Annotated in this window: 12 protein-coding genes; all 12 read right to left on the reverse strand. The window is 26.7% G+C overall.

What is annotated here, in order from left to right:
- A partial coding sequence (locus tag BT997_RS03830) for a type VI secretion system Vgr family protein (protein WP_072680129.1) occupies positions 1-1,856 on the reverse strand: 1,856 nt, incomplete at its 3' end.
- 128 nt (positions 1,857-1,984) lie between these two features.
- On the reverse strand, positions 1,985-2,509 hold the full coding sequence (locus BT997_RS03835; RefSeq protein ID WP_072680130.1) for an Hcp family type VI secretion system effector: 525 nt from the start codon (positions 2,507-2,509) through the stop codon (positions 1,985-1,987).
- A 79-nt stretch (positions 2,510-2,588) separates the two neighbouring features.
- The gene (locus BT997_RS03840) at positions 2,589-3,458 is read right to left on the reverse strand and encodes a serine/threonine-protein kinase (protein WP_072680131.1); all 870 of its coding nucleotides are present in this window, start codon (positions 3,456-3,458) and stop codon (positions 2,589-2,591) included.
- Positions 3,455-4,132, reverse strand: coding sequence for a PP2C family serine/threonine-protein phosphatase (locus BT997_RS03845; protein WP_072680132.1), 678 nt, complete (start codon positions 4,130-4,132; stop codon positions 3,455-3,457). The genes BT997_RS03840 and BT997_RS03845 overlap by 4 nt, the downstream gene beginning before the upstream one ends.
- Positions 4,132-7,611: a type VI secretion system membrane subunit TssM gene (gene tssM, locus BT997_RS03850; protein WP_072680133.1), complete on the reverse strand. Its 3,480-nt coding sequence runs from the start codon at positions 7,609-7,611 to the stop codon at positions 4,132-4,134. Before tssM ends, BT997_RS03845 begins: the two co-directional genes overlap by 1 nt.
- Positions 7,611-8,468 (reverse strand): type IVB secretion system protein IcmH/DotU, encoded by an 858-nt coding sequence (gene icmH / locus BT997_RS03855; RefSeq protein WP_072680134.1) that lies wholly within the window; start codon positions 8,466-8,468, stop codon positions 7,611-7,613. The genes tssM and icmH overlap by 1 nt, the downstream gene beginning before the upstream one ends.
- A 14-nt stretch (positions 8,469-8,482) precedes the next feature.
- The gene (tssK, locus tag BT997_RS03860; protein WP_072680135.1) at positions 8,483-9,814 is read right to left on the reverse strand and encodes a type VI secretion system baseplate subunit TssK; all 1,332 of its coding nucleotides are present in this window, start codon (positions 9,812-9,814) and stop codon (positions 8,483-8,485) included.
- Entirely contained in the window at positions 9,814-10,269 is a 456-nt protein-coding gene (gene tssJ, locus BT997_RS03865) for a type VI secretion system lipoprotein TssJ (RefSeq protein WP_072680136.1), read from the reverse strand. Before tssJ ends, tssK begins: the two co-directional genes overlap by 1 nt.
- 10 nt (positions 10,270-10,279) lie before the next feature.
- Positions 10,280-11,677 (reverse strand): type VI secretion system-associated FHA domain protein TagH, encoded by a 1,398-nt coding sequence (gene tagH / locus BT997_RS03870; protein ID WP_072680137.1) that lies wholly within the window; start codon positions 11,675-11,677, stop codon positions 10,280-10,282.
- 3 nt (positions 11,678-11,680) lie between these two features.
- Entirely contained in the window at positions 11,681-11,812 is a 132-nt protein-coding gene (locus BT997_RS15670) for a hypothetical protein (RefSeq protein WP_258239417.1), read from the reverse strand.
- An 8-nt stretch (positions 11,813-11,820) separates the two neighbouring features.
- Positions 11,821-14,376: a type VI secretion system ATPase TssH gene (tssH, locus tag BT997_RS03875; RefSeq protein WP_143145155.1), complete on the reverse strand. Its 2,556-nt coding sequence runs from the start codon at positions 14,374-14,376 to the stop codon at positions 11,821-11,823.
- Positions 14,376-15,368: a type VI secretion system baseplate subunit TssG gene (tssG, locus tag BT997_RS03880; protein WP_072680138.1), complete on the reverse strand. Its 993-nt coding sequence runs from the start codon at positions 15,366-15,368 to the stop codon at positions 14,376-14,378. Before tssG ends, tssH begins: the two co-directional genes overlap by 1 nt.
- Positions 15,369-15,370 lie beyond the last annotated feature (2 nt).

Genomic DNA, 15,370 nt, shown 5'->3' on the forward strand with positions numbered 1-15,370 from the left:
ATTTTCTCCTTCTCAACAGTAGAAATATGATTAAACTTAATATTCTCATTTAAATCATTCCCTATAGTTAAAACAGAATCATTTGCTACAGTCTCTTCTTTGTCATTATCTATTATAGTCTTAGAATTATTCTCTATATGACTATACTTATCATTTAAGGCATGAAATGAAAGGTCTTTTTGTGCTCTTAAAGATAGTAGTTCATCTCCTCTTTTATCTTCAAAGGCTAGTTCGTTATATCCTACTTTATCTTCATATTGTGGCATGGAGTTTGTTTTTATAAAAGATTTTGTTTTCTCTTTTGGCAGGTTATATGGATTTTTATTTTCATTATTATGAAGTGTTCCTATTATAATTGGACAATCAGGATCACCATTTATAAAAGATACTATTACTTCTTGATTTACTCTTGGTAAGAATTGTGTTCCATATCCATTTCCTGAGTGTAGGTTTGATAGTCTTAGATAACAAGATGTTGTTTGGTTCTCTTCAAAGTGGAACAGTACTCTTATTCTTCCTTGGTCATCTACATCTATTGTATTATCATAATCTTTTGTATTAGGATTTCCATTTGATACTCTTGCAGTTAGAACTGAGTTTATTCTTGGTTTTTTAGTAGTAACTGGTGGTTTATATGTTATATCTTTTGGTATGGCTGTAAATTCTACTTCATATTGTAGTTTATGTTTTTCTTGATCATTTATACTTTGTTTATATTCATCTAGGGCATTTGGAAAGAAGCCTTCATATTTTACTTCTAGTATGATGGTATCTATTTTTTTATTTGCTCTTTCATCTTCTAATTCTATACATAGGCAATCTTGTATATTTAGTTCTTCAGATGTTCCTTCTATTATATTTGATGTTACATACTCTTTTTGAGAGTCTATTTTTGTATATCTATTTAAGTCTTTATAGTATGATTCATCTAGTAGGTTTAGTTTATCTCTTAGATTATATCTTTTTATATCAGATCTTAGTTGTGAGGTACTTTGGTTATCTAGTACAGAGCTTGTTATATTTGAGCCACTTTGTGTTTTATATTCTAAGCTTGGTTTATCTTTATCATAGTAGTCTTCTATATGATGAGATGAGGCAAACTTTTTACTATGGTTAAAGTTACAAGTTGAAGAGTATGTATGTACTGTTACGTGTTCATTTAATTCACATAGTGTTAGGGTATATGGATTATTTGAAGAGTAATCAATAATTAAGGAGTATCCTTCTTCTTCACAAAGCATAAGTATAAAGTCTAAATCACTTTGATTATATTGGGTTGTATATTCTCTTACTGGGGCTGTTATTAAATCTAGTTTTACATCTATTTTTAGGTTTAGTAGTTGGTTATATCTTCCTATTATTTCTGTTATTATATCACTTGTTTTTTTATCATGGTATATTTCATATCTATTATTTAATCCAAGGTAATGGATGGGAGATACTACTTCTATTTGGTATAGGTGTTTTCTTGAAACTATACTGTCTTCACTTGCTTTAAAGATTTTACCGAAGATTGATTTTTTTACTACTGGGTTTATTTGGTCTTGAAGTACTAATTCTATATCTGTATCAACAATATCTTCTATATTTATAAAGTCATCACTTACGAAGGTTATTGTGAATTTATATGGGGTATTTACACTACTTTGTCCAGATAGTTTATAAACACTAAAAGAACCATCTAATATTCCTAGTCCTAGTATTTCATTTGGTTTATAGTTTAGTAGTTTTAGTCTTGCTGTTATGTCTTGATTTATTTCACGTCTTAACTCTTTTAAGTTTAAGGCGTTTGATAGCTCATCTATACTTTCTTCGATATTTCTTTTATCTAGCTTTTTTATTAGTTCTTCTGACAATCTTTGGCCTTTACTTTTCTGTATAGAATTTATTGTAAAGACAACGGTTTGAAAGTAATATTTACAATAAATTAAAAGATTAATGGTATATGAAATAAATCATATACCATTAAAGTGAAAGGTTTAAACTAAGCGTTTAATCCTACACCCATTCTCCAATCATCTTCACCAGATGTACTTGCAGCTTCATGTCTCCAAGTAATTTTTCTATAAGCAAAAGATACTTTTTCTAATGGAGCAACTTGACTTTTTGCAATACCTTCTTCATTATCCATGAAAGCATCAATATCAACGATTACTGCATCTTCTAATACAATAGAAAAGTAATGCTCAGGTTTACCAGCATAACTAGTTCTGTACCATTTTAATTCTACTTCTGTTAAAGTTTCACCTTTAGTTAATGCATTATAAAGAAGAGGTGAACATTTATCAAAAATTTTTGAAATAACTAGTGGCTCATGAACTCTTTGTCCTGATGGTTGACCTGATTGTGGATCTCTTGGAATATTAATATTATGAGAGAAACCTTTAATTAATGCTTCATTCTCATGACCTTTTTGGTAAGAGTTTCCAACAGATTCTGGAGTAAATGTACCTTCAGTAATTAAACCTTGTGTACTACCTTTGATTGAAATAAATATTGGGTTGTTCATTTTGTTCCTTTTTTTGAATTGTGTTATTTTAACAAAAGAAAAATAAAATAATAATAAAGATTAGAAATTTTTTATTTTATTATTTAAAAAAATTTAAAAACCTTTGTGGAAGCACCCTTTTATGGGGATTTATATCTAAAGAATTTTTAAACCATCTTCTGAAAACAAATGGAATATTAGATAAATCATATGCATATTTATTATTTTTGATTTCATCTAAAGAATTTTTATTAAATAAAGACTTACAATTATAGATTTCATACATTACACAAGCAAGGGAAAATATATCTGATTGTTTATTTGGTTTTTCTCCTTGGAGAATTTCTGGTGCAGAATATTTTGGATTATAAGCTTTTACTTTACTATATTCAAGAGTGATTTCTTTATTTTTATTTGTATCTTGAGAAATTCCAAAATCAAATAAAGATATGAACTCTTTATTTATCATTATATTTGAAGGGTTTATATCTGCATGTACTATATTTTGTGAGTGAATATGATGGATTGTATTTAAAAGAGTTTTAAAAAGTTGATTTTTAAAATCCTTATTCATGCTAATTATAGGGACTTCTGATAAGATACTACCTTTTAGATATTCTAATACTACATATGGAATATTTGATTCTTCATCTATTCCAAAATCTAATGCTTTTACAATATTATCATGATTTAATCTTTTTAGAAAAGAGTATTCTGAATATACAAATGCTGCAATATCTTTATTTTTTTGTAATTTATTAGAAGGTATTTTAATAACTATATTAGATGGTTCATTGAAATAATCACAATAGATATCTGTAGCACTATAAACGGTACTTAATCCACCCTTCCCTATTTCATCACCTAAATAATACCTGTTATTTAGTAGTGAAATGTTGGATTTTATTTTTTTAAGTTTTTTCTTAAAACTTTTTTTTGAAATTTCAGTTATGATATTTTTTTCTTTCATTTATTACCAACTAAAATTGCAGTTATATTATCATCAGCTTTTGTAGAAAGGACACTTAGCCTTAATCTTTCCATACCTTTTTCTAAAGTTTCATCTTCAAGAGCGGATTTTATTATTTTACTTGAAACATTATCGTACAATCCATCACTACACAATAAGAATGCATCATTTTTCTTTGCAATAAATCTAGTTGTTTCTACAAATAAGTTTCCAGGAGCAGATATGGCAGAAGTTAAAACTTTACGATATCCATATAAGTCATTAATTTCAACTGAATGGTCTTTAGTTACTGTACTTAAAATATTATCTCTTAAATTATAACATCTACTATCTCCAGAGTGTATACATACACCCTTTTCTCCTTCTATAAAAAGTAGAATTATAGTAGTTCCTATTGTTATATTTTCTCCTAGTTTTTCAACTTTGTTTTTTAATATGGCATGAATTTTTTCTATTTGTTTATTCATTATAAATATTTTATTTTCAAAGTCACCACTCATTTGCATTTCTTCAAAAATATCAGTAACTAGATGACTTGCAAAGTTTCCTTCTGCATGTCCACCCATTCCATCACATACAATCCATAAACCTCTTTCGTCACTTGCGTAAAATGAGTCCTCATTTACTTTTCTGATATGACCTGGATGAGTAAATGTAAAACTTTTATATATCATTATAAATTCTCACTTAAATAGAAATTTGATAGCGCATTATATTTTTTTAATATCCTAGTAATAGAACCTTTTAAATAAAATGAACCGCTATATTCATCTTGGTCATATTTTAGAATTACTGAATCTGCACTTGACGATTGTTTATTAAATTTATCAAGTAGCTTAAATAATGCCCATTCATTGTCTAGATAGTTTTCAACAACAGGATTATTTGTTAAATCATATAAATTAAACTTAACAACTGTGTTTAAACTTTGTGCAGGCCAAATGATTTTTTTACTTTTTATTGGTCCATGCTCATATAGGATATTATCATCATCATAAGATAGTTCCATTGTTGCTAGATTACTTCCAAGTACATGTGGTTTAATTGAGGCAACAAAACCTAATGAACCATTATTTTTGAAGAAAACTTTTTTTAATTTATGGGCATTTAGTATAGCTTGCATATAACTTTTTTGAATATTCATCATATTTCCATCTATATTTTTTAAGTTATAGGCATTTGCATTTGCCTGTATTCTTACAAAATTTGAGATATAATTTTTATGAAAGGTATCAAGTATTCCATCTTTTTTAAAGAAGTCACTAAAGTCTTCAAGTTTTATATAATTGTTAGCTTCTTTGTTTGCAATTGGATATTTGTTTTTAATTCTTTCATTATAAAAAGATAAAACATCTTCTTTATATTTAATATTTACATATGATTTAGCATATTTTAATATTAATCTCCAGTTTGTTATTAATATTTGTCTATACCATTTTTTTACATGTATTGGTAATGAATTTAACGGTACAACCATTGGTCTTGTTTTTCCACTTATTCTATCAGTAACAATTTTAAATGAATCATATTTTGGAGTAACAGCACCGTTTATTGAAGTCATTGTTTGGTATGTTTTATTCAATTTATTAACAGCATTTTTTAGAATATTTGATGGTTGTTCATTTTCATCTAACAGACTATTATACTCTTTGAAAAAGTTTCTAAGGTTTTTAATACTTGTATTATCTACTGTTTTATCAACAGAGCTTAAAGCTTTTTTAGCAACAGCTCTACCAATTTGTCCTGGTGCAACAGTTGCTACAACCGCATTTGTAATTTTACTATCTTTTTTTGATTTCATTTTAAACTGTTCTGCTGGAGAGTAAAGGTTTGTATGTTCTTTTAATGCTCTTAAAACTGATATTATAGGAGAATCTGCTGAACTCAATATTGATAGTTGATTTGTTAATGATGAGATTCTATTTTGTGAAGGAATTCTTAATTTGGTTAATGCAGTATTCCAATATTTTTTATAATCTGCAAAATAGAAACTTAATACTTTTTTATAATTATTGTTTATTTCAACAACACTTAAGTCGGTTCTTTTCCCAATTACCCAATTGTTTAAAAGTATTTCTTTTGTTAGGTTCCTACCGTCTTTAATCATTATTGAATAACCAGTTTTAGTGAAGAATCCAGGTATTACATAATCATTGCCTTTAAATGAAGATATATTACTACCCAGAACATGAGAAAAACTAAAGTCTTTTAAGTTCATTTGTTCAGCTTTATTTTTTAAGCCTCTATAAGTTAATGCTTCACTACCAAGTTTTGTTAATCTATTTCTAGCAATTTTTAATGTAGATTTGTTTAATTCATATGGTTCAAATCCATATTCTAATATATTTTTCCAATGATAGTTTAGGCCTTTTTGAATAACAGGAGTATTAGGAAAAATTTTTGCCCAATCTTCAGCCATATAGTTTGACAGATATTCAGAATCTCTTCTTTTTAAATTTTCAAGCATTACATATGCTTTTGTATTATCCCAAGTTTTATCAAAACTATTTAAATTTAATCTCATTTTCTTTTCTATATGATTCGCAACTCTAGGTAATAATAAAGTTTTTAAGTCATCATAATAAATTTCTTGAATTTTTGTTTTTCTATCTTCTGTTTTATAGAAAAGAAGTTTCCAAAAATCATCTGTAGTATTTTTTGCATTGTATTGTTTGATTTTTTCTAAATCATTCAATACTTCAAGAATGTGTGAGAAGTCATCTTCTGGTAATACTTTACTCTTTTTATTATTGTAAATTTGATAACTATTTTCTAATTTGTTTAATATATCATTATGAATAATAAAGTCTCTTACAATAAAGATACTAAAGAATAATACAATTAAAAAAGATAAAGAGTATGATATAACTTGGTTTCTTTTTATCTTTTTCTTGTAGTTATCATCCATTTTTATAATTTCTGCTTCAGGGAAAATAATATCATTTAGAAGTCTTTTTATAAACAGTCCTTTTGTATTTCTTGAGACTTCTAATTTATCTTCTGGAACTAATGCATGGTGGTTATCTTCACAAGGTACACTAGTGAAATAAATACCTCTAAGCATTAAAGGTTTTCTATATCTTGTTTGTGCAAAACATATATCTACAAAAAGATTGGTTTTTTCAAATAATTCTGAAAAATTTTCACAAAACATAAATATTTTAGTTCTATACTCTTCTTCCCATTCATAATGCATTCTATCTAATACTGAACTATTTAATCTTTTTAATAAATCTTCTAGTTGTGGTTTTACAATAGTTGTGTCGATATTTGTATTTTCATGGTCAAAGGTAATACCTAATATTTCATTTTTTTCTTCTTCTGTTAAATTTGAGAAATATTCATTAAATCCTTCAATCTTATCACTTTTTGTAATGATTAAATAAATGGGGATACTTGACATAAAAGATTTAGAAAGTTCATCAAATCTATCTCTTAAATCTTTTCCATATTGTTCTAACTCTTTTTCTGTTTTATCAACTAACGTATCCACACTTATTGTAAGAATAATACCATTTATAGGTCTTCTCCATCTTTTTTTAGTAAATAAATTTAAAAAAGATTTCCAAATAACTGGATCTTCAGGGTTTTGTTTTAATTCAATATAATTACCTGGCATATCTATAAAAACTGAGTGTTCTGCAAAATACCATTGGAAAGATTTAGTACTGTCCTCTTCTACTACAACTCTATTATCATAATTTACATTTAGAGGGAAATCTAGTCCTGAAGACTCAAGTAAAGTTGTTTTTCCTTCAGAGTTATTCCCTACTACAAGATACCATGGTAACTCGTATTTAGCTTTTCTTTTACTTTTGTATAAAGATGATTTTTTTATAACTTTTATTGCTTCTGAGAATTTTGTTTTTAGTTCTTTTATTTTCTCTGCTATTACTTTTTTGTGTTCTTCTTGTAACTCTCTTTGTTCTTTTTTTTCTTTTAAAATATCTTGTGTTTCTTCTTTTTTAAAAAGTAAAACAAGAAGTATAATTATTACTGTACCAAAAAATATACTAAATGAAATGAGAAGTCTAAAGTTTAGTTCTTCAAATGATTTAAAAAAGAATGGCGTTACAAAAATTACTAATAGAGATAAAATAAGAGCAATACTTAAAAGCCAGAAATTTAATGATTTAAATATTGGTTTTTTCATTAGTTACTCTCCTCTAAATCACTTATTTGAAAGGCTTTATAGTCTTTACTTAATAAGTTTATAAATTCTTCATCTTGTTGATGTAAGCTAAAAGTTAAACTAGAATAAACTATAAGTAACAAAGTGAAAATACTAAGTATTAACATTGGATAAGATATTTTATTAAATAGTCTATATTTGTCTTTTGATGGTTCTTGTGTTGTATAAAATGTCAAAGGATCTCGTCCTTGCACAATTTTGATTTGTCTAAATAGACCGTCTTTTATATTATTAAGCTCTATTTGTCCTCTGTCTATAACTCTGTATTTCCCTTCAAATCCCAATGCCATACAAATATACATAAGTTCAAGTATGTGTATATATTTAGCAGGTACTTTTAAAAATTTATCAAGCAGATGGAAAAAATTTTCTCCTCCATATGTTTCATTATGAAAAATACTAAGTAAGCTGTTATTTGACCAGTTGTTATCTTTACCTAAATGAGTGGAGTTAAGTAATTCATCTGTAAAAGTACATAAAACATATCTAGTAACTAATATTTCATTTTCCTCAATACCATATTTACTAGCAGTTTCATTATATAGATTTATTTTTGCTACTAATTCTTCTCTTGCTTCATACATATTATCTTTGTCTAAACTTTTTTGAAATTGAATCACAGCTCTTAAAAGTGGAGAAGCAGCAGTTATGAAAGGGTTGAAACTAATTTCATATTCGCTCGCTTTTTTAATAGGTCTTCTTTTGAATACACTTTTTTGTTTTTTATAATCTTCAATAGTACTTTTTTGCTGATGATTAAAATTTGTTAATGAATCATTACTTTGATTATGTGATATTAAAATAGTTTTGTTATTCATATTTCTCTCTATTATCAATTATTTTTAATTGCCCATAATGCATAGTTAACATTAGGGAGTTTAGATGATAAGTGAAATGCAAATCCTGCAGATTTCAATAACTCTTTTTTATTTTTTCCACTTAGTTCTAATTTAAAGTAAAGATGATTGATTCTGTATGGAATCTCTTTTGGTGGATTTGATAAAGGTTTAATTTTAAATCCAACAAGATGATAGTTTACAAGGTTTTTAATAGTTTCAATAGTACCTATTTTAAGGCTTGTAACTAAAATCTCTTTTATCTTTTCTGCTGATAAGTCTGCATTTACAGAGAAAATAAAAGAAGAGTTTTCAATAAGTTCTTTATCTTTTAAAGGAACAATATAGATACCATATTTTCTCTCTTCAACAGGAAGAGAAATGCTATTTTGTTCAAGAACCATAGTAAGCATTGATTTAAGTTCCTCTAAAATATCTTCAAAACTTGTTGTTTGATTAAAATGATCATAATTGAATTGTTTTAATAATCTTTTCTCTTTTTTCATAAAAATAGCTAGTTCTCCAGCTAAGATTGTAAGTTCTCTAAAGAGTTCATCTGGATGAATTTTGTCTTGAGTTAATAAAAAGTGAAAACTACTATTGTATTTATTTAATACTTGTAGCATAAGATAATCACCCAGCTCAGAAGCTTGCAAAACAGAATCACTTACTTTTTGAGCAAGCTTTTCCGCCCTATAAGATAACATACTTGTCAACTCGTTTATTTTTGATAATAGATATTTAGATGAATTTAAATGCATATATGAGGGAACAAAAGTTTCATCTAAAGAGACTATTCCACTATTAGAAACATTTCCAATTTTTGCAATTTGTATATTTATATAACTATCGCTTAATTGATCTTCTAGTTGTAATTTAAAATTATGTTGTGCTACAGATAAATCACTGTTACTTACTTCTCCTGTATTTGTATTTGGAATATTTGGAATGGTTTTAGACTTATATCTAGTAAGTAAATTTTTATGTTCTTCAAAATGTACTTCATCACTATTTTTTATATTAATAGGTAAAGATAAATAAACATATTTATTCATATCTGAAGTATTAATATCTAAAGATAAAGTATATGAGTCTTTTGAGTTAATATTAAATAATGTTCCGTCTGGCATAATCCCTGAGGCACTTTCAATAATAATCTTACTAGTACTTAATAGATGTTCGTTAACTTTAAACTCGAAAAAACCCCAGTTGTTTTGTCTTGATTGATATGTTCTTGTCATTAATTCATAGTTATAATAACGATCATTTTGTTGAAAGTGTTGTGGTCTTATAAAAAGACCTTCTCTCCAAATTACTTTATTTTCCATTATTGAGCTCTTTTTATGCTAAATTTTTCAATTTCTAACTCTGCTTCATTGAAACTTTCTTGTTGTAAGTTAATTACATGTCTCCAAGAATTTTTGTTTTCAATATTTCTAAATTTGCCAATTACACCTAAAAATTTAGCTCTTTTGTCAAAGGCAATTTTATATGTTTGCTCCTGTTGTGGAGTAATAATATGTTTTGTTTGAGAAATTAAATCAGAATTTAATTTTTTACCAGATTTATCTAGAAGTTTCCAGAAATCATATTTTAAAAATTTTTCTGCTGATTCTAATTCATAGAAAGTTAACATCAAAGGTGAAGATACATCATCTAAGTCTGGGTTTAAATCTTTTGATGATTTAATTACTAATTCAAGGTGTGTAGGTTTATTAGAACAACCACTTATAAAAAAAGTTATAAGAATAATTGTAAATAGCGTTTTTAGTAATAGTTTCATTTTTTTTCCTTTATATTGAAGTCAGTTTTATACTGTACAAAATATTGTTATACTCATTTGAAAAGTCTTTTTCAATTAAGTTTATACCAAAGTCTGGGTCTTCATTTAACTTTTTAAACATATTATTATATGCATCCCACATTTGATACTTTTTAGGCATCAAGGCATTTAATTCACCATTTGTTTCAAAATTGTGTTCTAAACTTTTTGGTGAAAATTTTAAAACGGCAATATTGATAAGGTTTTTACTTGATCTATGCAATGCGATATTATGAATATCTAATTCTGTAAAAGATTTTTTTACAGCTTCAGAAATTTTTATGTCATTTTCATTTTTATTATCTAAGAGATTAAGTGCATGTTGTCCCATCTTTACTGGATTAGCATCCGTTTGTGGGTTATTGTTGTTTGCTATTAATAAATCATTTTTGATTTTTTCTTTTGTATTTAAAGAATTTTTTAGTCCATCTAAACAGTTTATTACAATATCAGAAATTTCTGTAAGAATAAAATCTCTTTCTTCTTGATTTAGAGAGCTAAGCTCAATACCTAATTTTTTTTCTATAATAGAAATACTATGTTCAGTTTCTTCTTTTGTTAGGATAGGTTTTTTTTCTACTGTATTTATTTCTTTAGAAACAGTTTTCTCTTCTAATATTTCTTCTTTCTCAATTATTATTTCAGTTATATCTTCTTGTTTAGTTTCTGTTTTAACTTCTAGAGGTTCTTCAATTACTTCTTGAAAATTTTGAATATTGATATGTTCATTTAATGGATCAGAGAATGATCTATCATCAACAAGTTCTGTGTCCATTATCGTTGTTTCAATATCATTAAATGGATTTAACTCTTTTTCTTTAAAATCTTCATTATCTTTGAACATATTCATTACACTTGAATTGAAGTCTTCATCATCATCATCATCTGGAATAATAAAAGAGTTATCCATTACATTAGAGTCTTCTAATATAAAATCATCTAAAAAGTCGTCATCATTAGGTATAAGTTGGTTATTAGATACAGAATTACTTATAGATGTATTTTGGGCTGAAAAGTCATTACTAATGATATCTTCTTGAGAATAGTCATTATCAATAAATCTAGCTTGTATTTCATAGTCACCAATAATAAATATATCTGTAGAATTGATTTTTATAGATATATTTTTAGGTAACTTCTTATATGGATATTTTAAGAAAGTTCCATTTGTACTATGGTCTTTGATAAAATAAATTCCATCTTTATACTCAACTGTTGCGTGATTACTTGATATATAGTTATTACTATCGTTTAGAGACCAATCAACGTCATCTGACCTTCCTATTGAACCGCTTGTCATATTAAAATGGTAATTCCTTTTTACAGGTACATCTTTCCCATTTTTTATTATGTCAAATATTAATTTCATTAATTATTGACCTTTTAATGATTTTACTTCTGGTTTAACCTGATATAGAGGCTTGTAAGTTTCGTTAAAACTTGCACATCCGGCAAAAGATAAAACGATTAGAATATTTGTTAAAAATAAAAGTTTTTTTAGCATTTTTTCTCCTAATTATGTGTTATTGAAATTTCATTTTGTTCAGTAATAGCTAAATCAATCGAAGTGATCTTTGTACCATTAATACTTGCATTTAAAATATATTTAGAAAGTTTAGGCATGATATTTGTATTTATAATTAAATCAATATTTCTAGCTCCTGTATCAACTGTATTGGATAATGAGACAATATAGTCAAGTAAAGAGTCTTGAATATTTAAGCTAATTTCTTTTTTATTTAATTGTTTTTGAATAGTTTTTAATTTTAATTTTGCAATATCTTTTAATGCCTCGTCTTTTAAATTAAAATAAGGAATTACATTCATCCTTCCTAATAATGCGGGTTGAAGATAGTTTGATAATATTGGAGTAATTTCCTTTGTCATATCTTCTAATTTTATTTCATCATTTGAAGTACACATATTTGTAATCTCTTCTGTTGCAAGATTTGAAGTCATGATAATAATTGTATTTTTAAAATCAATCACTCTTCCTTCTCCATCATTTGCAACACCTTTATCAAATATCTGATAAAAAAGATTTAAGATATCAGGATGTGCTTTTTCTATTTCATCTAAAAGTACTACTGAGTATGGTTTTACTCTAACAGGATCAGTTAATTGTCCACCATCTCCGTATCCTACATATCCTGGTGGTGAACCAATTAATCTTGATACTGTATGTTTTTCTTGAAATTCTGTCATATTTATAGTAGTAATAAATCTTTCTCCACCATACATTAAATCAGCAATAGCTAGTGCAGTTTCTGTTTTCCCTACACCACTAGGACCCACTAATAAAAAAACTCCTGCTGGTGAATTCTCATTTTTAAGTCCAGAAATTGAGATTTGTAAAAATGTATTTATATATGAAATAGCCTCATCTTGACCAATAACTCTGTCTTTCATTTTTTCTTCAAGTTCCATAACAGTTTTTATTTGTTCTTGAACCATATCTCCTAAAGGTATTCCTGTCCATGATGAAATAACTTCTGCTACTTGTTCTTTAGTAACATTCTTATAGATATAAGAACCCTGTTCTTGTAGTTTACTTAATTCTATATTTAATATTTTCAATTCATCTTTGTCATCTTCATTGGCTTTAATTTTTTCTAATAACTCTTTTTGTTTATCCCAGTTTTCTTTAATATCTAAAACATTTGTTTCTATTGCTTTGATTTCATCTTCAAGTGTAGTAATTCTTTTTGAATAATCTTTGATTAGGTTATCATCATCTCTTTTTAGATAGTCAATTTCTCTTTGTTTTTCAATAATTTCAGTATTTAGTTTTTGTAAAGCATAAGGAGTATTAGTTTTACTAATTTTTACATTTGCACAAGCTGTATCTAAAACATCAATAGCCTTATCTGGCAATTGTCTACCTGTAATATATCTTGCAGATAATATTGCAGCTGAAGTTAAAGCTTCATCTTCTATATAAACATTATGAACTTGTTCATATTTATTTGCTATTCCTCTTAATATAGTAACTGCTTGTTCAATTGTTGGTTCAAGAAGATTGATTTTCTGGAATCTTCTAGATAATGCTGGGTCTTTTTCAAAATACTTTCTATATTCAAGCCATGTTGTAGCAGCAATTGTTCTTAATTCTCCCCTTGCAAGGGCTGGTTTTAGCAAGTTTGCTGCGTCTCCACCACCTTCATTTCCCCCTGCTCCAATAAGAGTATGGGCTTCATCAATAAAAAGAATAATAAATTGAGTACTTGCTTGTATCTCTTTTATTACAGCTTGTAATCTTCTTTCAAATTCTCCTTTTACACTAGCACCTGCTTGTAAAGCACCTAAATCTAAAGATAGGATTTGTGCTTCATATAGATGGTCAGGAACTTCTTTATTTATTATTTTAAGAGCAAGACCTTCAACTACTGCTGTTTTACCAACACCAGCTTCTCCCACTAAGATAGGATTATTTTTTCTTCTTCTTAATAATATATCAACTGCTTGTTTTATTTCACTATCTCTACATAATACAGGGTCAATTTTTCCCTCTTTTGCTAAGTTTGTTAAGTTTGTTGTATATTTTTCTAGCTCTGAACCTTGAGAAACTTTTTTGTTATTGTTATTTTCACTGCTTAATTTTTCAATTGCTTGATCATTTAATCCTATAATTAACTCTTTTGCTTCTTCAAATTTAATATTTCTTAAAAGCTTAAAGTATGCAGTGTTTCCATATTTGATTTCATTATCAAAAAGAGATAGGATTAAAGCAGATTCGCTTATTTCATTTGATGCTAGAGATACTCTTGCTATTACATAAGATTCTTCTAACCATTGAACTAATAGTGTAGAAAAGATTGGGTTTGTACTTTCTGTTGCTGTAAGTTTTGTACTTGCTTGTAAAGTATTAAAAACTTCTTGGGCATCAATTTTATAATGCTCTAATACTGTATTAAAAATACTTGTATTATTTTCTAACATAGCATATAGAATATCTTCAATTAATATTTCATTTCCACCCCGTGAAATACATCTTTGTGCTGATTGTTCTAAATATTTTTTTGTATTTATATCTAAAGAATTAATCATTTCTTTTAATTCTAATTTCATTATTTTCCTTTTTGTGCAATGATTATGTTTTCGTCGTAGAGAGAATCCCCTATCCAACTGTTAACACCTAAATATGTTTTTTCATTTTTATTTAAAATTAATTTCTTTTTATTCTCTTTTTTTATTTCAAAACAAACATCATGTTCTAATGGTTCATTTAAAGAAAAAGAAATTAAATCATTTAATTCTTTCATTTTTTTACCTAAAACACTGTATTTAATTAAGTCATCATCTTTTGCATCTTTTAGTAAAACTCTAAACTTTGCATTTTTACTAACAATTGACTCTCCTATTAAAAAATCAGAACCTAAAGATATATTTGCATTTCCTAATGATGAATATTGCCAAGATGGAATATCGTATTTACTAGGGATACATTGAATTATTTCAATATCATTATGAGATAAGTAGTGTCTAATCACCGCTTTTAATGTACCCGCTGATTTATGTTTCATACTCAAAATACCAATATATGGTATTAGTTTTCGTAAGTCTAAAGATGAGTTACCGACATTTATATTTGAATATAAACCTAAAAAAGAGAGAATATATTTTGAAAACTTATCTCTTAAGTCATATCTATATTGAATATAATATCGGTGTTTTTTCCAAATAGGGAAAACAAAACGTTGTAAGTGATGATTAAATAGATTTAAAAAATCATGTAAAATTTTGTCTGAATCTACGCTATCTAAAATCATCTCAGTAAAATGTGATGGCATAGGCGATGAACTACCAAAGATTCCTAGAAAGTTTAATGTTAGTTCAACTTTTACTTCATTATTAATTTCAATAAAGTTTATATTATCAATTTCTGTTTTTTGGAAAGCTAAACTTGGGTTAGCTTGAAAGATTATCAAATCATATAATTTTTCATGTTTCTTTTGTGGATATATTTTTTTTAGGTATGCACAGACAATTCTTATTGATTGAGGTAGAGTATAATTAAAAGTTGATTCTTTGATTCTTTTATTTATAGTTTCTATATTCATGA

Origin of the sequence: Arcobacter sp. LA11 (assembly GCF_001895145.1) — a bacterium.
GTDB lineage: Bacteria > Campylobacterota > Campylobacteria > Campylobacterales > Arcobacteraceae > Halarcobacter.

Coding starts and splice junctions, on each gene's coding strand:
- BT997_RS03835 (WP_072680130.1), bottom strand. CDS start 2,509: ATGAACAACCCAATATTTATTTCAATCAAAGGTAGTACACAAGGTTTA.
- BT997_RS03840 (WP_072680131.1), bottom strand. CDS start 3,458: ATGAAAGAAAAAAATATCATAACTGAAATTTCAAAAAAAAGTTTTAAG.
- BT997_RS03845 (WP_072680132.1), bottom strand. CDS start 4,132: ATGATATATAAAAGTTTTACATTTACTCATCCAGGTCATATCAGAAAA.
- tssM (WP_072680133.1), bottom strand. CDS start 7,611: ATGAAAAAACCAATATTTAAATCATTAAATTTCTGGCTTTTAAGTATT.
- icmH (WP_072680134.1), bottom strand. CDS start 8,468: ATGAATAACAAAACTATTTTAATATCACATAATCAAAGTAATGATTCA.
- tssK (WP_072680135.1), bottom strand. CDS start 9,814: ATGGAAAATAAAGTAATTTGGAGAGAAGGTCTTTTTATAAGACCACAA.
- tssJ (WP_072680136.1), bottom strand. CDS start 10,269: ATGAAACTATTACTAAAAACGCTATTTACAATTATTCTTATAACTTTT.
- tagH (WP_072680137.1), bottom strand. CDS start 11,677: ATGAAATTAATATTTGACATAATAAAAAATGGGAAAGATGTACCTGTA.
- BT997_RS15670 (WP_258239417.1), bottom strand. CDS start 11,812: ATGCTAAAAAAACTTTTATTTTTAACAAATATTCTAATCGTTTTATCT.
- tssH (WP_143145155.1), bottom strand. CDS start 14,376: ATGAAATTAGAATTAAAAGAAATGATTAATTCTTTAGATATAAATACA.
- tssG (WP_072680138.1), bottom strand. CDS start 15,368: ATGAATATAGAAACTATAAATAAAAGAATCAAAGAATCAACTTTTAAT.